Source organism: Streptomyces sp. NPDC025638 (genome assembly GCF_055558775.1).
The window spans coordinates 168,735-193,023 of sequence record NZ_JBVHLX010000014.1 but is presented as its reverse complement, the minus strand read 5'-3'; the positions used below and the strand labels follow the sequence as shown (position 1 = coordinate 193,023).

At 68.6% G+C, this 24,289-nt stretch carries 25 protein-coding genes; 12 read left to right on the top strand and 13 right to left on the bottom strand.

Features of this window, described 5'->3' with window-relative positions; all coding sequences use genetic code 11:
- Positions 1-220: 220 nt before the first annotated feature.
- From ACZ4EG_RS32880 to fdxA, 7 genes are all read right to left on the bottom strand, one after another.
- Entirely contained in the window at positions 221-538 is a 318-nt protein-coding gene (locus ACZ4EG_RS32880; protein ID WP_453552976.1) for a hypothetical protein, read from the bottom strand.
- Positions 539-675: 137 nt separating this feature from the next.
- On the bottom strand, positions 676-3,366 hold the full coding sequence (locus ACZ4EG_RS32875; RefSeq protein ID WP_467793211.1) for an Ig-like domain repeat protein: 2,691 nt from the start codon (positions 3,364-3,366) through the stop codon (positions 676-678).
- A 257-nt stretch (positions 3,367-3,623) separates the two neighbouring features.
- Positions 3,624-4,025 carry a hypothetical protein gene (locus tag ACZ4EG_RS32870; RefSeq protein WP_453552980.1) on the bottom strand — a complete coding sequence of 134 codons (402 nt, stop codon included), beginning with the start codon at positions 4,023-4,025 and terminating at the stop codon, positions 3,624-3,626.
- 104 nt (positions 4,026-4,129) lie between these two features.
- Positions 4,130-5,440 (bottom strand): PP2C family protein-serine/threonine phosphatase, encoded by a 1,311-nt coding sequence (locus ACZ4EG_RS32865; RefSeq protein ID WP_467793210.1) that lies wholly within the window; start codon positions 5,438-5,440, stop codon positions 4,130-4,132.
- Between the two features lie 118 nt (positions 5,441-5,558).
- Positions 5,559-5,987, bottom strand: a complete 429-nt coding sequence (locus tag ACZ4EG_RS32860; protein WP_453552984.1) for a hypothetical protein — start codon at positions 5,985-5,987, stop codon at positions 5,559-5,561.
- Positions 5,988-6,039: 52 nt separating this feature from the next.
- On the bottom strand, positions 6,040-6,411 hold the full coding sequence (locus ACZ4EG_RS32855; RefSeq protein ID WP_467793209.1) for a cupin domain-containing protein: 372 nt from the start codon (positions 6,409-6,411) through the stop codon (positions 6,040-6,042).
- Between the two features lie 68 nt (positions 6,412-6,479).
- The gene (fdxA, locus tag ACZ4EG_RS32850) at positions 6,480-6,800 is read right to left on the bottom strand and encodes a ferredoxin (RefSeq protein WP_363302464.1); all 321 of its coding nucleotides are present in this window, start codon (positions 6,798-6,800) and stop codon (positions 6,480-6,482) included.
- 109 nt (positions 6,801-6,909) lie between these two features.
- On the opposite strand from fdxA, the gene ACZ4EG_RS32845 reads away from it, so the two are divergent.
- The 8 genes from ACZ4EG_RS32845 (at position 6,910) to ACZ4EG_RS32810 (ending at position 16,022) form a co-directional block, all read left to right on the top strand.
- Positions 6,910-7,452: a hypothetical protein gene (locus ACZ4EG_RS32845; protein WP_467793208.1), complete on the top strand. Its 543-nt coding sequence runs from the start codon at positions 6,910-6,912 to the stop codon at positions 7,450-7,452.
- Positions 7,453-8,195: 743 nt separating this feature from the next.
- Positions 8,196-8,585: a cupin domain-containing protein gene (locus ACZ4EG_RS32840; protein WP_453552990.1), complete on the top strand. Its 390-nt coding sequence runs from the start codon at positions 8,196-8,198 to the stop codon at positions 8,583-8,585.
- Positions 8,586-8,642: 57 nt separating this feature from the next.
- Positions 8,643-9,350 carry a helix-turn-helix transcriptional regulator gene (locus ACZ4EG_RS32835; protein WP_467793207.1) on the top strand — a complete coding sequence of 236 codons (708 nt, stop codon included), beginning with the start codon at positions 8,643-8,645 and terminating at the stop codon, positions 9,348-9,350.
- A gap of 208 nt (positions 9,351-9,558) precedes the next feature.
- Positions 9,559-10,623: a PP2C family protein-serine/threonine phosphatase gene (locus ACZ4EG_RS32830; RefSeq protein ID WP_453552994.1), complete on the top strand. Its 1,065-nt coding sequence runs from the start codon at positions 9,559-9,561 to the stop codon at positions 10,621-10,623.
- A gap of 463 nt (positions 10,624-11,086) precedes the next feature.
- Complete coding sequence (locus tag ACZ4EG_RS32825) at positions 11,087-11,743, top strand: TOPRIM nucleotidyl transferase/hydrolase domain-containing protein (RefSeq protein WP_467793206.1); 657 nt, start codon at positions 11,087-11,089, stop codon at positions 11,741-11,743.
- Positions 11,744-12,017: 274 nt separating this feature from the next.
- Entirely contained in the window at positions 12,018-14,153 is a 2,136-nt protein-coding gene (locus ACZ4EG_RS32820) for an NACHT domain-containing protein (protein WP_467793205.1), read from the top strand.
- Positions 14,154-14,171: 18 nt separating this feature from the next.
- The gene (locus ACZ4EG_RS32815) at positions 14,172-14,837 is read left to right on the top strand and encodes a nitroreductase (RefSeq protein WP_467793204.1); all 666 of its coding nucleotides are present in this window, start codon (positions 14,172-14,174) and stop codon (positions 14,835-14,837) included.
- 246 nt (positions 14,838-15,083) lie between these two features.
- Positions 15,084-16,022 carry a L,D-transpeptidase gene (locus ACZ4EG_RS32810; RefSeq protein WP_453553301.1) on the top strand — a complete coding sequence of 313 codons (939 nt, stop codon included), beginning with the start codon at positions 15,084-15,086 and terminating at the stop codon, positions 16,020-16,022.
- Positions 16,023-16,126: 104 nt separating this feature from the next.
- On the opposite strand, the gene ACZ4EG_RS32805 is transcribed toward ACZ4EG_RS32810, so the two are convergent.
- Positions 16,127-16,576 (bottom strand): LysR family substrate-binding domain-containing protein, encoded by a 450-nt coding sequence (locus tag ACZ4EG_RS32805; protein WP_467793203.1) that lies wholly within the window; start codon positions 16,574-16,576, stop codon positions 16,127-16,129.
- Here ACZ4EG_RS32805 and ACZ4EG_RS32800 point away from each other — a divergent pair.
- On the top strand, positions 16,566-16,910 hold the full coding sequence (locus ACZ4EG_RS32800; RefSeq protein WP_467793202.1) for an aminotransferase class I/II-fold pyridoxal phosphate-dependent enzyme: 345 nt from the start codon (positions 16,566-16,568) through the stop codon (positions 16,908-16,910). The genes ACZ4EG_RS32805 and ACZ4EG_RS32800 overlap by 11 nt on opposite strands.
- 114 nt (positions 16,911-17,024) lie before the next feature.
- Positions 17,025-17,261, top strand: a complete 237-nt coding sequence (locus ACZ4EG_RS32795) for a hypothetical protein (protein ID WP_467793201.1) — start codon at positions 17,025-17,027, stop codon at positions 17,259-17,261.
- Positions 17,262-17,324: 63 nt separating this feature from the next.
- On the opposite strand, the gene ACZ4EG_RS32790 is transcribed toward ACZ4EG_RS32795, so the two are convergent.
- Positions 17,325-17,996: a TetR/AcrR family transcriptional regulator gene (locus ACZ4EG_RS32790; RefSeq protein WP_467793200.1), complete on the bottom strand. Its 672-nt coding sequence runs from the start codon at positions 17,994-17,996 to the stop codon at positions 17,325-17,327.
- Positions 17,997-18,137: 141 nt separating this feature from the next.
- Between ACZ4EG_RS32790 and ACZ4EG_RS32785 the strand changes: the two genes are divergently transcribed.
- Positions 18,138-19,271, top strand: coding sequence for an FAD-dependent oxidoreductase (locus ACZ4EG_RS32785; protein WP_467793199.1), 1,134 nt, complete (start codon positions 18,138-18,140; stop codon positions 19,269-19,271).
- A gap of 180 nt (positions 19,272-19,451) precedes the next feature.
- On the top strand, positions 19,452-20,018 hold the full coding sequence (locus ACZ4EG_RS32780; RefSeq protein ID WP_467793198.1) for a hypothetical protein: 567 nt from the start codon (positions 19,452-19,454) through the stop codon (positions 20,016-20,018).
- Between the two features lie 46 nt (positions 20,019-20,064).
- Here ACZ4EG_RS32780 and ACZ4EG_RS32775 read toward each other — a convergent pair whose 3' ends face one another.
- The 4 genes from ACZ4EG_RS32775 to ACZ4EG_RS32760 all read right to left on the bottom strand — a co-directional run bounded on the left by ACZ4EG_RS32775 (position 20,065) and on the right by ACZ4EG_RS32760 (position 24,261).
- A complete protein-coding gene (locus ACZ4EG_RS32775; RefSeq protein WP_467793197.1) occupies positions 20,065-21,750 on the bottom strand; it encodes a phosphoenolpyruvate--protein phosphotransferase in 1,686 nt (561 codons plus the stop codon).
- Positions 21,747-22,373 carry a dihydroxyacetone kinase subunit DhaL gene (gene dhaL / locus ACZ4EG_RS32770; protein ID WP_467793196.1) on the bottom strand — a complete coding sequence of 209 codons (627 nt, stop codon included), beginning with the start codon at positions 22,371-22,373 and terminating at the stop codon, positions 21,747-21,749. Before dhaL ends, ACZ4EG_RS32775 begins: the two co-directional genes overlap by 4 nt.
- Before the next feature lie 155 nt (positions 22,374-22,528).
- Entirely contained in the window at positions 22,529-23,527 is a 999-nt protein-coding gene (gene dhaK / locus ACZ4EG_RS32765; protein WP_467793195.1) for a dihydroxyacetone kinase subunit DhaK, read from the bottom strand.
- Positions 23,524-24,261 (bottom strand): MIP/aquaporin family protein, encoded by a 738-nt coding sequence (locus ACZ4EG_RS32760; RefSeq protein ID WP_467793300.1) that lies wholly within the window; start codon positions 24,259-24,261, stop codon positions 23,524-23,526. The genes dhaK and ACZ4EG_RS32760 overlap by 4 nt, the downstream gene beginning before the upstream one ends.
- Positions 24,262-24,289: the final 28 nt, after the last annotated feature.

The window sequence follows — 24,289 nt, the reverse complement described above, 5'->3', positions numbered from 1 at the left end:
TGTGGGGAGAGAAGGACGTTCACGCCGATAGAGCGCGTGTTCGCAGTCCGGGATGCTTGCACCGGACATGTCACGCAACAAGAGGAGCGGCGGCTGTATCGCGCCAAGCAACCGAGAATTTACGGAGTACAGTCAACTCACAGTAAAAACATAGGGTTTTCCCTGTATCGGCCCGGCAGTTGACACTCGCTGTCGTTCCGTAGCCCGCACCCGACGCCCGCTACGGATCAACATGCACGTGCAGTCGCCACAGCCGGGTCTGCGGCCCGAACCGATCCCCCCGGAATGACGACGCCGAACGCAACTCCGCCTGCCCGGGAGCGGTGGCCCGCACAGCGGCCCGGGCGGTTCCCGCGACCGCTGCCGTCTCGATCAGCGTCAGGGGGCCGCCGACGGCCTCGACCGGGGTCCAGCCGTAGGCCGGCGAGCCGTGCAGAGTGACCGAGACCTCGTCCCCCACCCGCAGTCGCAGCTGCGAGCTCTGTGGATCCCCCGGGCGGTAAGTGATCTCCACGCGTCCCGGACCGTTGTCGGACATGGCGTGAGCCTAGCGGGGCGCCCCAGTCGCAGCTGCGGCAACGTCCCCGGTCACACTCCCCCGCACACGGGTGCGCCCCGACCGGAGGCCGGTCGGGGCGCACATGTACCTCTGCGGTTGACGCTATCGGTTCGTCCTCACAGGGCCGAGCACTGACCTGCTCGGCTTCCCAACACCGTGTTGGGGGTACCGCGGTTCGTCGGCGGTGGGATGTTGCCGACGCAGGAGAGCGAGCCTTGAACGGTGTTGCCCACGATGGCGGCACGATCGTCCACCGGGAACGGCCCGGTTCCCGTCGTACCGTTCACCTGCACCGAGCCGCCGATGTCATTGCCGACGAGTTCGGCGCCCGAATGGTTGTCGGTGAGCTGAACGCCGCGGAGGTGGTTGCCCGGGCAGTGGTCGTCCCCCGGGTCGCCGATGACAACGAAGCCCGAGGCACGGCTGACCTGAACCGATCCGACGACCGTGCTGCCGCACATCCCGAACAGGGTGCCGCCCGAGGACTGGACGCCGCCCCCGATGGTCGAGTTGCTGATGAACAGTGCGGCGTTCGTCCCGCCGAAGACCGCGCCACGCACGGTGGCATCGATGATGCAGGTGCTGTCACCGGTCGCGATGACCGCGCTGTTGACCTGGCCGGTGATGGTCCGCGTGCAGCTGACCGTCTGCGCGAGTGTCTCGGTACCGGCCGCCAGATAGTTGGCGTCGCCGCCGTAGTCGGCAGTGAGGGTGTGCGGGCCGGGCAGCAGGTTGGACGTGGTGACGTGGACCTGGCTGCAGTGGGGTCCGCCGCCCGGGGTGAGGGTCGGTGTGCCGAGCACGGTGGTGCCGTCCTTGACCGTGACGGTTCCGGTCGGTGGCGCGGCCGGGTCTGTGCTCGCACCGCTCGGGCAGATCGTGTCGGTGAAGGTCACCGGGGTGCCGAAGCCGGACGGGTTCGCGCTGGAGGACAGCGTCGTGGCGACCGGCGCCTTGCTCACCGTCTGGATCAGAGGGGGAGCCGTGCTCGGGTGGAAGTTGTCGTTGCCGCTGAAGGCGGCGTTCACGGTGTGTGTTCCTGGGCTCAGCGTCGAGATCGCCGCCGAAGTCGCCTCACCGGTCGTCGTGTTGACCGGGACCGACGCGCCCAGGGCGCTTCCGTCGGCCTCGAAGCTCACCGTGCCGCCGTCCGGGACCGGGGCGACGGTGGCGGTGAACGTCACCGGCTGGCCGTACACCGACGGGTTGGCCGACGAGGCGAGCGATGTCTGCGACTTCTGCGGCACAGTGAAGAACATCGCGTGCATCGGCGGGGTCGTCGTCGGGTTGGCGCCGTTGGTGTTTCCGGTGAATGTGCCGTAGAAGGTGTGGCCGACCGCCTTGAGCTGCTGATAGTCACCGAGCACACGCTGCCGCGCACAGTCGAGGTCGGGCAGGTTGGGGTTGGGCGGCTGCGGCGTGGTGTTGCAGCCGGTCTGGTCCTGCTCGGGCGAGGCGAAGGTCTGCAGCACCGTGTCGGTGAAGGTGGCGCCGTGGTCCTTGCTGCGAGCGAGGTGCGCGGTGAAGGTGGGGAAACCCGCGGTGTTGTTGCCGTCGAAGGTGTCGTACAGAACCCCGATGGTTCCGTCGCTGAGCACCGCCACCGAAGGAAGCGCCGCGTTCGTCGACGTGGAGACATTGACCGCGGCTCCGACATTGAGACCGCCGGAGCCGTTGTCGGTGAGCCGACGGATCCTGAGCTGGTTGTTCCCCGACACATCCGCCCCGTAGACGACGTAGACGTCGCCGTTGCCGGGGTCGACGGCCGCATGGTCCACACCGCCGAGCAGCGCGTTCACACCGCCGAACTTGTACCCGAGGCCCTGGTCGCTGTCTTCGGTGGCCACGACGATGCCGTCGTTGTCGTTGTTCAGCCTCCAGTGCGCCCCGCCGTCGTCCGAGCGGTTGAGCCGGTAGGTGACTTTGACCGGCTGGTTCCGCAGGACGCTGTTGGGCTGGAGTTTGCCCGTCGACTGCTGGTAGAGCGCGTACATCGTGCCATTGCGCGGGTCCTTGGCCGGCCGCAGGCCGCCGTTGGTGGTGAGCGGGCTCATCGTGCCCGCGACGTTGTCCGCGGTGATGTTGACGGGATTGGCGCCGTAGGAGACGCCCACCCGGGCGTCCGGGGTGCCGGCCAAGTCCTGGTAGGCGGCGTAGACGTTGTCCTGGGCCGCCGTCGTCGTGTCCCGGTTGACCAGGACCCATGGCTGATCGACGCCGGTGCGGGTGCCGCTGGTGACTTGGGCCCCGTTCCAACTCCAGGACGCGGCATTGGTGGGGTCGGTCGTCGAACCGGTCACCACATGCTTGGTGTTGCACTCCGGGACGGACGGAGGCCCTGCGGTCGGGGCGTTGCACGCGAGGAACGTACCGTAGAGCCTGCCGTCACGGCCGTAGTCGATGGTCTGGTCGTACGGGCCGTTCGGCGTGTCGGTCAGGCCCGGCGTCGGGATGGTGTGGTTCTCCGTCCAGTGGGCCCCGCCGTCGTCGGAGTAGAGCAGATCCGCGTTGCCGTTCTGCCAGAACTGAAAGTTGAACCGCGTGATCGCGATCTCGTCGGGGTTGGCCGGGTTGATCGCAATGGACGGTTCGCCACGGCCACCGCCCGTGCTCGTGCTGGCGGAGGCGTCCGCGTCGATGACGAACGCCCCGGCCGCCCCGGGCAGTTGCCGCGGGCGCACCGACCGCGGGCGTGCGGTTCCCGCGGGCACGGTGAGATCCGGCGGGCTGCTGCTGAGGTATTGCTGTTCGTACGCCGAAGGCGCCGGCGGCTGAGTGGCGGCCCGGGCCTGGACGGGCAGGCTCACCGAAGCGACGGTCAGCCCCATCGTGCAGGCAGCGACGAGTACATTTTTGAATACGGATGGTGACCGCCCGGTCGCGGGCGAAGGTGGAACGGCGTCCACGTGCGAATCCCCTCGTTGAGAGATACGAGCGATCAGCAGCGTGGCCGTGAGCCCGTGGGTCCGCGGCAGGAGCGACACGGGCAGGGCGGGTACCACTCATATGCCGAAGGAACTCCATCCCCCCGGCCGAACAGGCGCGCCGTCCGGGAATCCGGATTTCAGTGCGCGCTGGGGATGGTCAGCGTCACCGAGACCGTCGAGCCGCCGCGCAGCTCGACCTGCCGGCCGATGCCGAAGATGTCCTCGGTGATCCGGTACGACCCGGGCGACAGGGTGAAGGAGAACGACCCGTCCGGCGGCGCGGTGACCGTGCTCGCCACCACGTGTCCGCGTTCGTCATGCGCCCGCACCGGATCGCCGTTCACCGGCACGTACGTGCCGCTCCCGCCGCCGGCGCCGGACCGCGGGTCCTGCCCCGGCGGCCGTACGACCACACCTCGCACCACCCCGTGCAGCGCCTCAGGCCCGTACAGCGGTGATGCCGCCACGACCACCATCAGCCCGGCCAGTGCCAGCCCGCACAGCGCCACCGAGGGGGCCCTGCTCGTCCATCCGGCCATCGGTCGAACACCTCCGACTCCAGCGTGGTCCCTGCACCGCGGAAAGTCGGAGCCGCGGCCTGCCCGGCCTGCGCGCGGGCGTCGGCAAGCCGGGCGCGAGTCTGTCACCGTGTCGAACTGTCCGAGGGGGTGCGCAGGGCGAGCACGGCCACATCGTCGTCGAACACCTGCGGGCTTCGGCTGATCAGAGCGTCGCACAGTTCCTCCAGTGGGGAGGTGGCCAGGCGGGCGGCCTGTTCGGCCAGGTCGCTCAGTCCGGTGTCGATGTCCTGGTCGCGGCGTTCGACCAGCCCGTCAGTGAACAGCAGCAGGGTGCTGCCGGGCGGGAAGGGGTGTTCGTGGCTGAACCGGGGCACGGACGGATCGATGCCCACCGGGATCCCGTGCCGGGTGGGTGCCAGGTAGAGCGTGCCGCCGTCCGCGTCGACCAGCAGCGGCGGCAGATGCCCGGCATTGCTCCAGCCGAAGGTGTACTCCCCGCCCTCTCCACGCTCGATGCGGCCGAACACCAGCGTGGCCGTGGGCGGGTCCTCGAACATCGTCAGGGCGTGGTCCAGCCGGGAAACGACCTGGCCGGGCGGCCCGCAGCGGTCGAGGGCGATCGCCCGCAGCATGCTGCGGAGCTGCCCCATCAGCGGGGCGGCCTCCACGTCGTGGCCGGTCACGTCGCCCACCACCACACAGGTGGCGCCATCGGGCAGGACCATGGCGTCGTACCAGTCCCCGCCCAGTCTGAGCAGCTCGGAGGCGGGCTCGTAACGGGCGGCGGCCTCAAGGGGAGTGAGGTCGGGAAGAACGGGGAGCATACGCCGCTGAAAGTGCTCGGCGGCGCGTTTGAGGCGCTCGTACAGGCGGGCGTTTTCGAGGCTGACGCCCGCGGCACTCGCCAACGCCGTCAGCAGGCTCTCGTCGTCGTCATCGAAAGGCGTGCCGTCCATCTTGTCGGCGACGTAGAGGTCGCCGTAGAGCGTGCCGCGCACCATGAGGGGAACGCCCAGCAGAGTCCGCATGACCGGATGTCCGGGCGGAAAGCCGGCCGACCGAGGGTGCCCGTCCACGTCCGCCACCCGCAACGGCGCCCGGTCGTCCAGCATGGTGTGCAGCAGGCCATGGCCTTGCGGCAGGCCCAGGGCGGCGCACAGTTGCGGGTCGTCGATGCCCACGGTGATCAGGTCGATGACTTTGCCGTTTTCCGAGAGCACGCCCAGTGCCCCGTAGTGCGCGGCGAGGAGGTCGGTGGCCGCTTCCACGATGCGTTGCAGCACGGTGCGGGTATCCACATTGACGCTGACGGCCACGACACCGTCCAGCAGGTGCCGCAGTTGGTGCCTATCCAGAGCACGCTGCGGCGGTCGCGCGGCCACGCCGTCCCGGGCCTGGCCCCGTCCCCGCTGGAGCCACGGGTTGTGCGCCATGGTGCTTCCTCCCGGCGCCGTCGGGCACCGTCATCATGTCGCCCTGCCTTGTCACACTACGCGCTCGCCTGGTCCGAAGCAGGCCACAGCGGCGCGGCGCCCCTGGGAGAGGGGCGGGCTACTGCGCGAGCAGGCTGATCCCCAGCACCGTCAGGGTGATGACCTTGGTGATCTCGAAGGCCACGTAGTACACGTGCCCACGCGAGCGGGGCAGGTCCTCCCCGGCAAGAACCCGGTCCGACCTACGGTTCAACCGTGGGCGGACCACCCCCAACTGCATGGTGAGCACCACCGCCACGACGGCAGTGAGCACCACGATGACCGCGGGAGGGCCGCCGACGGCCACCGCCACGATGACGACGGCGGCCAGGGCGGCCTCGACGAGGTTCAGCGCACGGAAGACCAGGCGGCCGATACCCAGCCCGATGGGGATGGTCACCCCGGGGGCGCGGAACTTCAGCGGCGCCTCCAGGAAGGAGATCGCCAGCACCATTCCGAGCCAGAGGAAGGTGACCGCGCCCGCGGTCGCAGCCGACATGGTGTTCATCGATGCGTTGCCTTTCTGTCGTGTCGAAGGACGGCTGTGGGCGTGTGGTGGATCAGGCCTGCGGCCAGGAGGCCAGCCGGTCGGCGAACTCCGGTGGCGAGACCACGACCATGAGGGAGGCGGGCTCCGCACCGGGGTTGGCCAGGCTGACGCGCTCGCCGACGCCGATGTGGGCGACGGCCGTACCGGCCGTCGGCGTCCGGGCCCGGCCGTCGTGGTGCACCTCGACGGCCCCGGCCAGGGGGATCAGCACGACCCGCGAGGCGCCGTGCTCGTGTTCGGGCATGGTGGTGCCCGGGGCCAGTTCCACGTGGAGGACGGCGACCTGGTCGGAGGTCTCCGCGGTGGTGAGCACGGCCGCGGTCGGGCCGCCGGGCACGGGCGCACGGCGGCGGGGAAAGGTGGCGATCTCGGCGACGAACATGACGTTCCTTCATCGCTTCGGTATACGGGTAGTGCGGCCTTCGGTATGCGGGGCGGCTCCTGGCCCTCTCACTCTCCCTGCGGCGGCAGCGCGGCGATCAGCGGATGGTCACGCTCGATCAACCCCAGCTTGGCCGCACCGCCGGGCGACCCGAGAGGGTCGAAGAACTCGGCGTTCGCCCGGGTGTACTCACTCCACTCGGCCGGCACGTCCTCCTCATAGAAGATCGCCTCGACCGGGCAGACCGGCTCGCACGCCCCGCAGTCCACGCATTCGTCCGGGTGGATGTACAGCGACCGTTCACCCTCGTAGATGCAGTCCACAGGGCACTCCTCGACGCACGCCTTGTCCTTCACATCCACACAAGGCTGCGCGATCACATAGGTCATCGGCGCACCTCCTCTCTTCGGCAGAGGTTTCCAGCACGAGGTTTCTACAAATAATACATGTAATAATTGGCTGCGTCCGTTCGGGCGAGGCAGGAGAAGGGGCAGAGCCATGACGCTGACGTCCGAGGTCTTCATACAGGCAACCGAGGCCGACCCGGCCATCCAGGCCCGGGCAGTGATCCGCAGCGGCCAGCGGCGGCTGCTCGCCGCGCTGCGGCCGAAGGTCGCGCTGCTGACCGAACTGGAACTGGGCACCGACGCCCGGGAGGCCGCCCTGGCGACCCTGACCGACTTCTGCACCGGCCCGGTACGCCGCTACCTGAACGCCACCGACCGGGCCCTGTACACCCCCGCAGCGGGTTCCCCGGAAACCCGCCTGCTCATCCGAGCCCTGCGCACCGCCGCGACCGCACTCGTCCAGGACATCGACACCCTCGCCCGCACCGACGACGCGCACCGCGCGAAGGCCGTCGCCCAGAGCATCGAGGCGCACCTGACCACCCACCTCGCGGTCGAGCAGGCCGTACTCCTACCCGCCCTCGCCGATGTGTCCGGCGGTGAACTCGCCGTCCTGGCCGCACATTTCACGACCCTCGTCGACGGCGGAAGCCTCGCCCAGCACCGCATCGGACGGGTCGCCCCTGATGACTGACGCACCCACCACCACGAACGCCCTCAACAGTCGCCCTTCCGACGGTACTTGGGGTGCCCCCGAACCGAGTCTGCTGTGTGACACGCGGGCCCTCACCGTCCTCGCCGCGGCACCGGCCGGGGAACTGTGGAGACTGTCCGCGCCCGGACGCGAACTCGACGCCGGCATCACCCACCTGCTGCCTGGGCAACACGTGAATACGCACACCGAGGAGGACCCGGACGTTCTCCTGCTGATCCTGGCCGGAGACGCCACCGTCCCCACCCCGGACGGACCCCAACATCTGACCGAGGGAACGCTGCTGTGGCTACCACGCGGGTCCGCCGCCGGCCTCACAGCAGGCGAGAACGGCCTGTCCTGCCTGAGGGTCCACCGAAGCCCTTCCGGCACACCGACTCGTACACAGCAGACTCCACGACCACTTCCCGGCACATCCCCAGCCCCACCGGACGGCACGACGCAGCCCGATTGGCTCAAGTGGCTCTGCTAGCAGAGCGTTTGACCACCGCCTGAGGGTGAGGAGGGACAGAACACGACTCTCTTTCGATGACGCCCACCACCCGCCGTTTTCACGAAGAAGCACGTAATAATTGGCGGCGGCTCCAGGGGCAACTCGCCCCAGCCAGAAGAAGGAGGATCACATATGCCACCCGCTGCAGAGGTGTACCCGCAGGCGACCGGCGCCGACCCGGACATGCGGGCACAGGCCGTCGTCGAGATCCGCCTCACACGGGTGGCCGACGATGCCTGAGACGCCGACCGCCGGACAGCCGGAAGAGGCGGCCGTGGCACGCCTGCTGTGCGACGTACAAGCCCTCACCGGCCAACTCCCCGAATCCGCCGGCGTCCTGTGGAAACTGGCCGAGTCCGGCCGCCAGCTCGACGCCAACCTGGTCCGGCTGCCCGCCGGCGAGCACATCGGCACCCACGCCGAGCCCGACCTGGACGTCCTGGTCCTCGTCGTCACCGGCGACGGCGTGATGGACACCCCCGACGGTGCGCTGCCACTGGCCGAGGGAGGGCTCCTGTGGCTGCCGCACGGCTCGACGCGCAGCATCACCGCGGGGCCCGACGGCCTGGCCTACGTGACCGTCCACCGCCGCCGCCCCGGCATGCAGATCCGCCGACGGTGAGATACAGGTGACAGATTTCTCTCGTTTCTACGACACGCATTGGGTAAAATTGGCGAAATGAGCGAGCAGACGTTGCATGATCCGACCGATCCTCCCGCCGTGGGCGAGAGCCGGGCCCATGTGCTCGACGTCCTGCGCACCACGCCTGAAGCAGTGGGCGTACGGGAGATGGCCGAGCAGACGGGCCTGCACTCCAACACGGCCCGGTTCCACCTCGACACGCTGGTCAAGGAAGGGCTTGCCGAGCGCAGTACCGAGGGGCGCGGCCGGCCGGGCAGGCCCCGCACCGTCTACCGCGCCGCCGCCTCCTCCCAGGTTCCGGCAGGCCGCCGCAGTTACCAGTTGCTGGCCCAGATGCTCACCGGCCTCGTCACCGAGGCACTGCCGCAACCGGCGCAGGCCGCGGTCAACGCCGGCGAGGCATGGGGCCGCTACCTCGCCGACACCCCCTCCCCCACCCAGCGCGTCGACACCGAGGAGGCCATCCGGCGACTGACCCAAGTGCTCGCGGACGTCGGCTTCGCCCCCGGTCCCGTCCAGGACCGGCCGGACCCGGTCGTCCCGCTGCGCCACTGCCCGTTCCGGGAAATCGCGGAGGAACACCGCGACGTGGTGTGCTCCCTGCACCTGGGCCTCATGCGCGGCGCCCTGAAGGAAGTACGCGCCCCGCTGGGCGTCGACCGGCTGGAGCCGTTCGTCGAGCCCTCACTGTGCCTCGCTCACCTCACGCCCCCGGAACAGCACCGGGCAGACGGCGCTGCCTGAGGCCGCACTGTTCCATCCGGCACTGCCTCCGAGTCCGCGTTCGAGAACCCCGGTCGGCAGACGAACTGCGATAAAATAAGCCAAATCGGTGGCCTGGCTTCCAGGCCTGGGCTGCCGCTCGGCCTGTGTGACCTTGGGGCGCGGCATGGAGGCGAGGTCTCCTGAGGTACGCAAAGTCCCGCGCAGTACTGGTGCGCGGGGCAGGTTGTTGCCCGTTCTGCCTGCTCTTCTGCTGGTCATCGGCCTGGTCGTCGGCCTCTTGACACCCCGCGCGATCAGGCCGGATGCCTTCCTCGCCACGGCCATGGTCGCTGCCGCCGCGTTGCTGTCCCTATGGGGGACCGTGCTCACCGCAGTGGCCGCGTGCGCCATCTTTGTCGGCCTGATGGCGGACTTCGATGCGCTCCAGGATGCGACCGCCTACTCCGAGCTGGCCACCCTCGTGGCGATCGGGGCATTTGCCGTCATCTTCAACCGGCTGCTGGGCCGACGCGCCCATCAGCTGGTTCAGGTCCGCTCAGTGGCCGAGACCGCCCAGATGGCAGTGCTGCATCCGATACCGCGACACCTCGGGCACGTCACGCTCGAGAGCCTCTACGTGGCCGCCGCAGCGGAAGCCCGGATCGGCGGCGATCTGTACGAGGCGATACACACCCCGTACGGCGTACGACTGCTCATCGGTGACGTACGCGGCAAGGGCCTGCTCGCGATGCAGACGGCCGCGATGCTGCTCAGCGCCTTCCGCGAGGCCGCCCACGACGCGCCCGACCTGCCCCACCTCGCACGCCGCCTGGAGACGAGCGTGAGCCGCAACGCCTCCCAGTACCCGGAGGTCCCGGGCTCGGACATCGCCGAACGTTTCATCACCGCGCTGCTCGCCGAGGTCCCGGACGATGAACCGGTCGTCCGGACCGTCACCTGCGGCCACCCGTCCCCGCTGCTGCTGCACCGCGGCGAGGTCCGGGAGTTGCAGCCCGCCGCTCCCTCGCCGCCGCTCAACCTGGGCGACATGGCGAGCGACGGATACCACGTCGACCTCGCGCCCTTCCACCCCGGAGACCAACTCCTGCTGTACACCGACGGGGTCACGGAGACCCGCGATCGCTCCGGCGCGTTCTACCCCCTCGCCGACCGCATCAGCTCATGGGGCGACGAGGCGCCCCACCAGCTCCTCGACCATCTCCACCGCGACCTGATCGCCTACAGCGGCGGCGAACTCGACGACGACGTCGCTGCCCTCGTCGCGCGGCGGCGCCCGACCCTCGGAGCCTGAGACGAGCCTTTGACCAACGCAGGTTTCAGTCGCCGGAAGGCGCAACCGGCACACCTGCCGAGGCGCGTTGGACGCCCGCCGGTCCCCCGTCACGTCCTCGGGCATACGGCGGTGGCGTCGCGAGTGTCACCCGGTTCAGCTTGACGGCGCTCCAGGGCCACCCGCCTCGGCGACCGACCGCCACAGACGTGCGGCCGTCGCCCCGCACAGGACAGGACACCAGGGAGAGAGCAGGGGGCCCTCACGAAGTACGAGGCCTCCGAAGCCCACCGGCGCAGCTCGCACAACCGCGACGCCAACCTCGCCTACCACCACGTCCCGTCGGCGAACCAGCATTCGATGTCCGGGCCCAGCGGCATGTAGCCGAGGACCACCCGCGGGCCGGGACGGCTACGGCCAAGGGAAAACGTGCGTGCGTACGAGTCCTCGGCCGTGCCAGGATGCCGTCGGGAAGCGAGGTCTCGTGGACGAGTTGAGGCGATTCCGCCAGGCGCTGGTCGCGTGGGCGGCCGGCGGAGCCGAGGCCGGTGCGGCCGCCGTGGTGGCGCGGGAGCTGGCCGGCGGCGGAGTGCGGACGATCGTGCTCGTCGAGGGGAGCAGTGATCAGGTCGCGCTCGAAGCGCTGGCCACGCGCTACGGGCGCGACCTCGGGACAGAGGGCGTCGCGGTAGTACCGCTCGGAGGTGCGACGAACATCGGGCGTTTCCTGGACGTGTGCGGTCCTCCGGGGCTCGGCCTCCCGTTGGCAGGCCTCTGCGACATCGGCGAGGAGCGGCATTTCCGGCGTCATCTTGAGCGGGTCGGGCTCGGGTCGAGTCTCACGCAGGCCGAACTGGAGACATTCGGGTTCCATGTGTGCGTCGCCGACCTGGAGGACGAGCTGATCCGCGCCGTCGGGGCCGAAGGCGTGCAGCAGGTGATCAAGGCCCAGGGCGAGATGCGCCCCTTCCACACCTTCCAGGGCCAGCCGGCGCAGCGGGAACGGCCCGTGGAACACCAACTGCGGCGCTTCATGGGAACGCACAGCGGTCGCAAGGCGCTCTACGCGCAGGCGCTGGTCGCGCACTTGGACCTGGAGCGCGTTCCCCGGCCGCTGGAGCGCCTTCTCACACACGTCTGACGCGGCGAGCGCCAGCGGGAACACACCGCGCAGCCGGCCGGATGAGGGTTCCTGCGCAGGCATCCCCGTACCTCCCCCTGTTCTCCTCTCAAAAGCGCGAGCGCACTTCTGAGCCGTCATGATCTCAAAGCGCCCAAAATCTCAGAATTGTCTGCATGTGAAGGGCGTGATGGGCTTCAATCGAGCCATGAGCTTCAGAGCAGGGCCTGGGCGAGGGGCAAGATCCTTCTTGTTGAGGCTGGGACTCGCTGCCTTCATCGGCATTCTCGCGTTCGTGACGGTATGGACCATCGAGGTGGGGCAGGGGTCGAAGGATCCCTCACTCATAGCATCGCTCTGGAGCATCTTCCTGAGCGTGGCAGCAATTGTCATCACCCTGATTCAAATGCTCATTGCAGCTCGACCGGACCTCAGTGCCGAGGGCGTGAAACGTGCCGCAGACAACCTGGCCGCACAAGTGGGAAAGCTGGAGGGCGAACAACGATCACGTTGGCTCGGTGGAGATGTCATCCCGATCGACGTAGAATTCGTTCTGGCCCATGACATGGGCCGCCGGCTCAGCAACGCAGGCCCTTCTGGAACACTGGAAACCGTCTACACGTACTATCGGAATCTGACTCCTCGGCGGTTGCTCATCACAGGTGCCGGCGGCTCAGGAAAGACAGTCCTCGCGGTTGACCTCCTTCTCCTCATGCTCGACGAGCGGGCCGCAGAGGATGCGGTACCGGTGCGATTCTCCCTGTCGGACTGGTACGGGACCGAAGCTTTGGGTGATTGGATCTCCAGCAGAATATCCAGCGATTTCAAGGTCAATTTATCCGTTGCAAGGAAACTCGTCGAGATGGGCCTGATTCTGCCCATTCTGGACGGTCTCGACGAGATGTCTTCGGAAGGCGCCGAATCAACTCGGGCCGTGTCCGCGATCACTTCTATCAACAGGTTCAGGATCGGACGACAGAGTGCGCCACTTGTAGTCACCTGTCGCAAGGATTTTCTCGACGAGTTGGCGACGAACTACGGAGTGCACATCCTGGATGTTGCGCCGGTTGTCGTGCAGCCGCTGACCGCGAGCCAGGCCGCAAGCTACCTCCACCGGAGATTCAATCACTGCCTGGGAAAATGGCACGACGTGATCCAGCGCCTGACGACCGACCCTCACGGCGTCCTGGCGCAGTCCCTCTCCACCCCATGGCGACTCACCCTCGCGTCAACGGCATACACAGAGAGCGCCGACAAGAACCCCGATGAATTGCTTTGGGAGACAACGGACGAAGACATAGGGCGCCATCTGATGGCCCGCTACGTCGACGCTGTCACCAGCATCCACGAAAGAAGCAAGGGAGTCGCTTACCAGCCCCGCAAAGTCATCACTTGGCTGGGGAACATTGCGGTGCATCTCAACAACACAGGCACCTCCGACATCAGGCTGCACGAATTATGGAAGATCACAGGTCGCCGGGCACCACTCGCGGCCGAATCCGTAATCGTTTCCGTTCCAATTATCGCCCTGGCATACTTGGCCTGCGTAATTTTTGAAATCGCCGTGCCGATCTGGGGAGTCCTCCTGGCCTGCGCGGGATTGATAGCCCTGACATACAGGTCAATGGATTCCAGTACGATCGAGCCGCAGCATGCCACATGGAGACAGTTGCGACACCGATACGGAAGTCGACAAGCTTCACTGATTGCAGCCGCGATATTCCTTCTCGTTTTCGCAGCAGAACTCCTACTGACCAAGAACATGACATCTTTCCCTTTCACAGCAGGCATCAAATACCAGTCTTACGACCTGCTTGCCTGCGCCACGATCCTGGCGCTTCTCGTTGCGGCATTGACGCCTCTGTTCCATGCCTCCTTCACGGATGAGTGGAACGTCGAGGTCGCGGATCCCACGACTCCGATCAAGGCAGAGCTTCGACAAAACCTCTTGATCGGGTTCATGGCGGGTGTCTACGCTGCTCTATTCATAAGATTGCCGCACGATTTCGTGCGGACCTTGATCGAAATTTCCGGTCGGCTCAGGCAGGAGCACGCCAAGAATCTTCATGCCGACAACTACACCCTCAAAGGTCTTGCCTCGGTGATCGAGGAGCGAAGTGCAGACTTCCTCGACAAGTACGCCATTCCACACCTCGCTCGCTTTCCGGGTGGATTTCCCTCACGATGGCCAGGAATCGCGATCTGGTTCATTCTCGCAGGAATTATTACAGCATTTCTCGTCACTTACGCCGGCCGCCGCTATGTTGCCATGCGCCTGGTGGGGTGGAGGATTCTTCCCACCCGACTCTCACCATTTCTCTCGTGGAGCTATGACGCTGGGCTACTACGTAGAGCAGGTGGCGCGTTTCAGTTCAGACATCGGGAACTTCAGGAGTGGTTCGCGCACCAGTCTCACAACCCCTGTCGTTGAGCGAGAGGACGAGAAGACGTGGATGTGTATGAGGCCGTGGACAGTCGCCGGGCCGTGCGGGCGTTCAGCGACGAACCGGTGCCCAAAGCGATCCTAGAGCGAGTGCTGGCCGCAGCGACGCGGGCTCCGTCGAGTGGGAACCTCCAGCCGTGGCATGCGTACGTCGTGACCGGCGAGCCCTTGGCCGAGCTGAAGAGGCGCGCAACGGCCAGGGCGCTGGCGGGAGATCCGGGTGATGAGCGGGAGTATCCGATGTACCCGGCCGAACTGACCTCGCCGTATCTGGACCGCCTTTCCGCCGCGGCCGCCCAGCGCTACAACGCGCTGGGAATCGAGCGCGACGACCTCGAACGGCCCAGAAAGATCGCTGCCTTGAACTCGGAGGCGTTCGGTGCGCCGGTCGTACTGTTCTGCTACCTCGACCGGGCGATGGGGCCCGGACAGTGGGGGGATGCGGGGATGTACCTGCAGACGGTCATGCTGTTGCTCAGGGCAGAAGGGCTGCACAGCTGCCCCCAGGTGATGTGGACGATGTATCGCAGGACTGTCAGCCAGATGGTCGGTGCCGATGACGGGCTCGTCCTCTTCTGCGGTGTCGCGGTGGGATTCGAGAAGGAAGGCGTGCCACGGCTGCGTACCGGGCGGGCGGACATGACAGAAACCGTGAGCTTCATCGGAATGTGACCGCACGAGCGCACCATGTGCCCCTGCGCGCGAGGCGACGATGACGCGCCCCTCATCGTCGCCGATCCGACGGTGCGACGGTGCACACCGAGTTTTGAGACACGCTTTACGCGACGCATGCAACTGCGGCCCCCACTTTCACTGTCTGACAGAGAGTCGGGCCCGTGAGGGCCGGGGAACGAGAGAGCGGGGCAGGGCGTGGGACGGCGCAACGGCAGCATAGGGATCGCACTGGTCACGGGTGCGATGCTGGTGGGCGCGAGTGCCTGCGGCGCGGGCGGCAGTGACAAGGCGAGCGGGGACGACTCAAAGGCGTCGGGCAAGCCGAGTGCGAGCGCCTCTCCGTCACCGACGAAGCCCGCGGGCCCGCCGATGCTGCTGGAGACGATCACTCCGCAGACGGGAACCACGGTCGGCGTGGCCATGCCGATCTCGGTGGTCTTCACGAACCCGGTGTCGGCAAAGGCACGGGCCACGGTGGAGAAGCACATGAAGGTGAGCGCCTCGCAGCCGGTGGCCGGCGCCTGGCACTGGTTCGGCGACAGGCGCGCCGACTGGCGACCGAAGGCGTACTGGCCCTCCGGCACGACGGTGAAGATCGACGCTGACATGAAGGGCGTCAGCAACGGCAACGGGCGCTACGGCGTGCGCACTTACACGCACACCTTCAAGGTCGGCGACGACGTGCGCGCGGATGTCTCGGTGACCGGCCACACCATGAAGGTGACCCGCAACGGCAAGCAGTTGCGCACCCTGTCGATCAATGCGGGCAGCCCTCAGTATCCGACGTGGAACGGCACGATGGCCGTCATCGACAAGCAGGAGAAGGTCCACATGACCTCCTGCAGCGTTGGCATCAGCTGCGACAAGGGCAGCCCCAACTACTACGACCTCACGCTGCCCTGGGACGTCCACCTGACCCAGTCCGGCACGTACGTGCACTATTCGACCGGCGACCCCAATCCGGGCAGCGGCAGCGCCCGCGGCTCGCACGGCTGCGTCCATCTGTCCATGTCGGACGCCAAGTGGTTCTACGGCCAGGTCAAGCAGGGCGACCCCGTCACCATCACCGGTTCGTCCCGTGCCAAAGCCCCGGCCGACAACGGCTACGCCGACTTCAACCTCGGCTGGGACCAGTGGCTCGCGGGCAGCGCGTCCGGGGAGGGGACGACCGCGACGCTGTGATGCGGTGCGGTGGCTGCGCGGGTCAGCACTCGATGTCGTCGACCCTTGTGAAGCATGCGGCTCGGCTCCGGTGAGCCTCGCGCGAGCACGTCTGCCATCCCAAGTCAGTCGTGCGGCGGCGGTGTCTGCGCCGTGGTCAGTTGCGTCGCAATGGCTGTGAGGCGTTCGGCCAGTGCACTGGGGTCGGCTCTCGTCATGGCCGTGAGCTCGATGGTCGCCGTCGCGTGACGGAGCGGTCGGAAACGGACGGCGGGGCGTGACGTGGACGCTGCGGCGGGCACGACGGTGACCCCGAGCCCGCACTCGACCATGGCGATCTGCGAGGTCACCGACCGTGCCCAGTGGGCCGGGACAGGGCTGAATCCGGCTGCCCGGCACATGGTCGCCATGGCGTCGTGGTAGTCGGGCGAGATGTGGCGATGCAGCCACACCCATGGGCTGCTGGAGAGGTCCGCCAGGTCCAGCGGGCCGGAGGCATCGGCGGCGGGGTGGTGCAAGGGCAGGGCCCCGACGAACCGGTCGGCGTAGAGCGAGGTCGCCGTGGTGCCGCGCACCGGAGCGGTCTGGCGCACGATCGCCCAGTCGCAGCGGCACGGCATCTGGGTCATCAGCGACGACATCTACCGGGCGTTCGACTACACCGGTACCTACCGGTCGATCCTGCGGGTGGCTCCGCAAGCGCGCGGCCGTACCGTCGTGGTGGGCGGGGTGTCCAAGGAACACGCCATGACCGGCTGGCGCGTCGGCTGGCTCGCGGCCCCGCCGGAGATCATCGCCTCAGCGCGGCCGCACGTGTCCCGCACCATCACCCATGTCCCGACCGTCAACCAGCGGGCCGCCCTCGCTGCCCTGAGCGACACCGGCGCGCGCTGCTCGTGGTGGCACTGAACCGCATCGACGGCATCGACTGCCTGCTGCCCGACGGCGGCATGTTCGTCTTCCCCGACGTCAGCTCGCTCCTACAAGGTCCGTGCCGGAGCGGTCAGGCCCATCTTCGAGTCCATGGCCGACCTCTCCGACCACGGCGAGCTGCTCGACCGGTTCCTCGGACTCCCCGTACCGGAGATGTTCATGTACGGGGAGCAGAACGACGCCCTGTCCTCTCTCCCCGACCTGGCCGAAGGCGGCGTCGAACTCGCCCGGATCGAGCACTGCGGCCACTTCCCGATGTATTCCAGCCCGCAGCAGATGTGGGCCCGCATCGCCGACCTCGTCTCACGCGCCGACGCCGGCTCCTGACGGCTCGGGCAGCAGGACCGATTCCGTCCCAGTGGTAGCTGGGATGCGGGGTCGGCCGGTCCGCTACCGGCGGGCGGTGATTCCCGTGAGGATGAGATCGATGCCGGCGAGGAACTCTGCTCGGTCGTCGTGCTTGCGCAGTTGTTCGGCGACACTTCGGGTGAACGCGTACTGGTCGGGATCGAGTTCTGTCCATGCGGTCGCCACGGCGTCGAGGAACTCGGTCCGGTTCGTGTCCGGCTGGTGCGCTCGGGCGTTGGCGGCATTCTGGCCCGCCACTCCGAGGATGTAGCTCATCAGCGCGGACGCCGCGGTGAACTGGGCGGCTTCGGGCACTTGAAGTGCCTGGACCTGGCGACCGATGCCTTCGAAGACTTGGAGCATCGGCGGCTGCGAGGGCGCGCGGGCGAGCTGCGTGCCGACCCATGGATGGGCGTCGATCGCGTCGAACAGGCCCAACGCGAGCCCACGAATCGCTTCCTGCGGCGTCGCGTCGGTGTCGGCGGCGGCGATGGAGGTGGTGACAACAGCGTCGGTGGCCGCAGCGAGGAGTTCGGTCTTGCCCGTGACGTGCCAGTAGATCGCCCCAGGGCCGGTCGCGAGCCGTTCGGCCAGTGCGCGGAACGTGAGACCACCCTCGCCCACCGTGTCGAGGAGTTCCACCGCAGCGCGGACGATGCGCTCCCGGGAGAGCGGTTCCTGCCGTCGTTCCGGACGACGCGCCCTGGTTGCCATGCCTCCATTCTAGCCATCCTGGAACATCGTTCCGGCTTGACAATGCATGGAACGCCGTTCCACTCTAAACGCGCTGGAACGATGTTCCAGGATTCCCCGCCGGGTGTCCGCCCAGCGGTCCGCGATCAGGAAGGAAGCACCATGACCACTCCGGTCACGATCATCGGCGCGGGGCTCGGAGGGCTGACGCTCGCCCGTGTCCTCCACGTCCACGGCATCCGTGCCACGGTCTACGAAGCGGAGACATCGCCGGCGGATCGCACCCAGGGCGGCCTGCTCGACATCCACGACTCCAACGGGCAGCTCGCGCTCAAGGCGGCAGGGCTGTTCGAGGAGTTCCTCGGCATCGTCCACGAGGGTGCCGAGGCGTCGCGGGTACTCGACAAGGACGGAACGGTCCTGCTGGACGAGCCCGACGACGGCACCGGCGGGCGTCCGGAGGTGCCCCGCGGCGCTCTGCGGCAGATCCTGCTCGACTCGCTGCCCGCCGACACGATCCAGTGGGGACGCAAGGTCACCACAGTCCGGCCCCTCGGGGGCGGCAAGCACGAGGTGACGTTCGCGGACGGAGCGACCGTGACGAGCAGCCTGCTCGTCGGCGCGGACGGAGCATGGTCGCGGGTCCGTCCGCTGCTGTCCGACGCCAAGCCCGAGTACGTCGGCACATCCCTGATCGAGACCTACCTGTTCGACTGCGAGAACCGCCACCCGGCCAGCACCCGAGTCGTCGGCGACGGCTCCCTCTTCGCGCTCGCCCCCGGCAAGGGGATCTCCGCCCACCGCGAGCCGGACGGCGTCCTGCACACCTACGTGACGCTCAGCAAACCGAAGGAGTGGATGGACGCCATCGACTTCACCGACGCCGGCACGGCCACGGCCCGCATCGCCGCGGAGTTCAACGACTGGGCCCCGGAACTCAGCGCCCTGATCACGGATGGCGAGACCGCCCCGGTCCCACGCACCATCAACGCCCTGCCGATCGAGCACCGTTGGGGCCGCGTACCAGGCGTGACACTGCTCGGCGACGCCGCCCACCTGATGGCCCCGTCCGGTGAGGGAGCCAATCTCGCCATGTACGACGGCGCCGAACTCGGCAACGCCCTCGCCGCGCAACCGGACGACGTCGAGGCCGCGCTCACCGCGTACGAGGAGGATCTCTTCCCGCGCAGTGCCGCCGCTGCCGCCGAGGCTCTCCAGGTCCACCAGCTGTGTCTCGACGACAATGCCCCGCACAGCCTCGTCAGTTTCTTCACCAACTACGGGCAGGCCGGGTGAACCACAGCCGCTCCTGCACGGACCCATCAACCGGGCCTGACGCCCGCAGCACGCCGGGGTGCCCGCCCGGGCAGCGGCCACAAGGTAATTCGCAGGCAGTGCGCCCGGCGCCCGTTCTATCGTGTCCGCTGCCGTCCATGCCGGGACGGGTTCGATGGGAGGGGCGACGGAGTGCCGGACGTGTACAAGATCATGCTGGATGCCGAGTTGACCAAGGCATTCGACGTGTGGTCCGGCTATCTCGACGCCCGCACCGGCGAGGATCCTCAGGCTCGTACCCGGCTTCGCTCCGCCCTGGAGGCGGCCCGCGCGGCCGCCGCCGAAGACGATCCCGCCTCCGCACGCGCCTCGGTCGCGGACATGTACGACGACGCCCGAGAAGTCGGCCTTCCCTGGGCACCCATGGCGCCGAGCCCCTGCGAGGCGGACAAGCAGGCGCGCGACTACACCAAGGACGAACTTCGGCAGGTGCTGCCCGTGCACGTGCGCGAGGAACTCGAGACCATCGCGATCTTCCTGAGCGTCACCGGCCGCCGCCTCCAGTCCGCCCCCGGCCTCGACTGCAGCACCCGCCAGGGCATCCTCTACATCACCGCCCGCGCCGGGATGGCCCTCGATCTCGCACACCCGACCGCAGCGCGACGCGAACTCGAACGCCTTGAGGCCATTGCACGACGCTGGGGCGTTGAGCGTCGAGAACCGAGTGACAGCGCCGTCGCGCACAAGGGCAACTGCATAGCGGCATAGGGCCGGTCAGGAGCAGCAGCGGCCATCGCCTTGTGCGCGGCTCGGGTCAGGGCAGCGACGGCCGGCAACACTGCTCGACGAGGCGCCAGACTTCCTCGGGGGTTTCGCGGGTGAGGGCGACGGCGGCCAGGGAGGCGCAGGTGTCGTGGCGGAGGCGGCGGATGCGGGCCCGGACCTCGTCGAGGGCTGCGGGGGCGACCGAGAGGCTGTCGCAGCCGATGCCGATGAGGACGGGTGTCACGAGGGGGTGTGCGGCGGCGTCACCGCAGACGGAGACCTGACGACCGTGGCGGTGGGCGGCGGTGACGACGCGGGCGATGGCGTCGAGGACGGCGGGGTGTGCCGCCATGGCGGGGGTGGCGGTGGGGTCGCGCCGGTCCAGGCCCAGGATCTGGCAGGTGAGGTCGTTGCTGCCGATGGAGAGGAAGGCAGCTTCGCGAGCGAGGTCGTCGACCGCGGCAACGGCTTCGGGGAGTTCCACCATGATGCCCAGCGATGGCATCGGGACGCCGACTTCGGAAGCTGCCGCCTTGAGGAGGCGTCGGCAGGCGTGCAGTTCGTCGACGCTCGCGACCATGGGGATCATGATGCGCAGGTCGGTGTCGGCTCCGGCGCCCAGCAGGCTGCGGAACTGGTCGGCGAAGGCGTCCGGTTGGGCGAGCATGAGGGGGAGGCCGCGGCCGATCCGCGCACCCTGGCCGGGGGCGAGGAAGGGCGGGAGCTTGTCGTCGGCGAAGTCGAGCGTGCGGGCCGTGACGACCTGCCCGGTGAGAGCGCGCAGGACGGGGACGAGGGTGGCCGCGTGCTGATCGCGGGTGGGCCAGGCGCGATGGTTGAGGAAGGGCAGCTCGGTGCGGAGGAGGCCGATGCCTTCGGCGCCCGTGGTCAGGGCCGCGCGGGCCTCGGCCGGGGTGGCCACGTTGGCCCGCAGAACGATGCGGTGCTGGTCGAGTGTCTCGGCGGGCAGGTGACGCTCTTCGGCGAGGGCGAGTCTGCGGGTTCGGGCGGTCTCCATTGCGTGCAGGACCCTGGCGCGTTCGTCGTCGTCGGGGTGGGCGACCGCGCTGGCCTGATCGGCGTCGAGCAGGATCTCCTGTCCGTCCGGCAGTTCGAGCAGTTGGGGGTCTACGGCCAGGAGGAAGGGTATGCCGAGCGAGCGGGCGACGATCGCAGCGTGGGAGTTCGGGCCGCCGGTCACGGAGATGGCCGCTGTCACCGTCTGGCCGGGTTCCAGCAGGTCGGCTGCGCCGATCTCGTGCGCGACCAGTACGAGGGGCTGGTCGGGGGCGGGGCTGGTGTCGCCGTGGAGGTGGGCCAGGACACGGCGGCCGACCTGCCGGACGTCTGCGGCGCGTTCGGCGAGGGTGGGGTCGTCCAGGGCGGCGATGGTTCCTGCGTACGCGTCGATGGCCTGCCGCACGGCGACGGGTACCGGCTGGCCACCGTCCGCTCGTTTGACGGCCTGGTCGCGCAGATCCTGGTCCTGGGCGATGTAACTGTTGACCTCCATGATGTCGGCCTGCTCGTCCTTGCCCTGTTCGCGCAGCGAGGCGGACAGGTCGAGCAGGCGGGTGGCGACGGCGTCGAAGGCGTCGGTGATCTGCCGCGTGGGGTTGCCGCTGGTGCGGTGGGGCAGCGCCGTTCGGGTGGGCGGCCGGTCGGTGCGGTGGATGAAGCCCAGGGCTGTGCCGGGTGCGGCGGCGTGCCCGGTGTAGGTGCGACGGTCGGTCATCGGTCCCCCAGCGTCTCGGCGAGGGCGCGGAAGACGAGGGCGGTGGAGGTGGCTCCCGGGTCCTGGTGGCCGATGCTGCGGGCGCCGAGGTAGGAGGCACGGCCCTTGCGGGCCTGCATCGGGGTGGTGGCGCGCATGCCCTCTTCGGCGGCGTCGGCGGCGGCCAGGGCCGCGGCGGCCATGTCGGCTCCGGCGTCGGCCTGTTGCTGGAAGGCGGCCAGTGCGGGGGCGTAGGCGTCGATCATGGTCTTGTCGCCGGGCGCGGCGGCGCCGAGCTTCTGGATGCTCGCAAGGCCGGCAGCCAGTGCGGCAGTCAACTGCTGTGTGTCGGCGGCGGGGATGTCCAGGGCCTTGCCCATGGCGCGGAAGGCGCCGCCGTAGAGCGGACCGGAGGCGCCACCGACGGTGGAGATGAGGGTGGTACCGGCCTTGACCAGTACGGCCCCGACGGTGTCCGGCTCGTAGTCGGCCAAGGCCGTGACGGCGGCGGAGAAGCCGCGGTGCATGTTGGTGCCGTGGTCGGCGTCGCCGATGCCCGAGTCGAGCTGGGTGAGGTGGTCCTTGTGCTTGTCCACGGCGGCTGCGATGGCCTGCACCCACGTGCGGGCGAGGTCGGTGTCCACGGAGTCTCCGTTCGTGGTCGGTACGGGGTCGGTTGGCGGTGGAGTGAGCCGGGGGCGGGGCAGGGGCGCGAGGGGTGCGGTCCGGGCGGGCGGCCGGCAGCGGGAACGCTCCGGCCCGGCCCTCGCGTGTGGCGCGGCCCCGCCCCCGGCTCGGTTCAGATGCCCCAGCGCAGGGCCGGGGTGTTCACGGGAGCGTCCCACAGGGACAGCATGTCGGCATCGGCCTTGCACACGGTGAGGGAAACGCCCGCCATGTCCAGGCTGGTCACATAGTTGCCGACGAGGGTGCGGGCGACGAGCACACCCTTGTCGGCGAGTACGGCGGCAACCTCGTTGAAGACCACGTACAACTCGATGAGCGGCGTGCCGCCCAGGCCGTTGACCATGACGATGGTCTCGTCGCCGGTCGTCAGTGGCTGATCGGTGAGGATCGCGTCCAGCGCGGTCGCCACGATCTCCTTGGCGGACCGGAGCTTCTCGCGGCGGCGGCCGGGTTCGCCGTGGATGCCGACGCCGACCTCCATCTCGTCCTCGGGCAGGTCGAAACCGGGCTTGCCGGAGGCCGGGGTGGTACAGGCGGTCAGTGCGACGGCGAAGGACCGGGAGGCGGCGTTCACCCGCTTGGCCATCTCCGCCACGGCGGCGAGGTCGGCGCCCTGCTCGGCGAGCGCGCCGGCGATCTTCTCGACGAAGACGGTGGCTCCGGTGCCGCGGCGCCCGGCGGTCCAGGTGGAGTCCTGGACGGCGACGTCGTCGTCGACCAGGACGGTCTCCACGGTGATGCCTTCCTCGGCGGCCAGTTCGGCGGCCATCTGGAAGTTGAGGACGTCGCCGGTGTAGTTCTTCACGACGAACAGCACGCCCGCGCCGCCGTCGACGGCCTGGGCCGCGGCCACCATCTGGCCGGGCACGGGCGAGGTGAAGACCTCGCCGGGGCAGGCGGCGTCGAGCATGCCCAGTCCGACGAAGCCGCCGTGCAGGGGTTCGTGCCCGGAACCGCCGCCGGAGACCAGGGCCACCTTCCTGCTGCTGCCGACGTCGCCGCGGGAGATCACCCTGTTCTCCGCGTCGACCTTGAGTCCGGGGTGGGCGGAGGCGATCCCGGACAGTGCCTCGGCCAGCACCGCCTCAGGGGCGTTGATGAACTTCTTCATGACAGGGCTCCTTCGGCTGAAGCGGGTTCGGCCACCTGGTTCCGGGCCGCGCCTGCGGTGGTGGCCGTGCGGTGGGAGTTGAGGGCGGTGTAGAGGGTGCCTGCGGCAACCGCGCCGAGCACTTCGGCGGCCAGGTAGACCGGCAGTTGGTCCCAGTGGACCGTGCCCCCGAACAGCCGGCCGGTGATCATCGGACCGAGCGTCCTGGCAGGGTTGATGGACGCCGCCGTGGCCGGCGCCACCGGGATGATGATCGCGAACACGCCGAGGCCGATGGCCAGACCGGCGAAGCCGCCCGACGCGCGGCGGTCGATGGCCCCGAAGACGATGAAGGCGAGCATGAAGGTGCCTACGGCTTCGGCGAAGAACGCTTGGCCGGCGCCGACTCCACTGCCGTAGGCGGCGATGCCGAGGCCGACGTCGACCGCCTTCTTCCCCAGCACCCCGACGATGGCCAGTGCGCCCAGCACCGCGCCGGCCACCTGGGCCGCGACGTAGCCGGGTACGTCCCGCCAGGGCATCTTCCTTGTCGCGGCCAGTGCCAGGGTGATGGCCGGGTTGATCTGGCAGCCGGATACATGGCCGATCGCATAGACCATCGCGATGACCACGGTGGCGAACGCCAGCGAGATCATGCCCAGGTCGGCGAAGGTGAACGGGGCCTTGCCGTTGACGATGAGTGTTGCGGGGACCGAACCGACGCCGATGAACACCAGCATCGCGGTGCCCAGCATCTCGGCCACAAGCTTTTGTGGGTAGGTG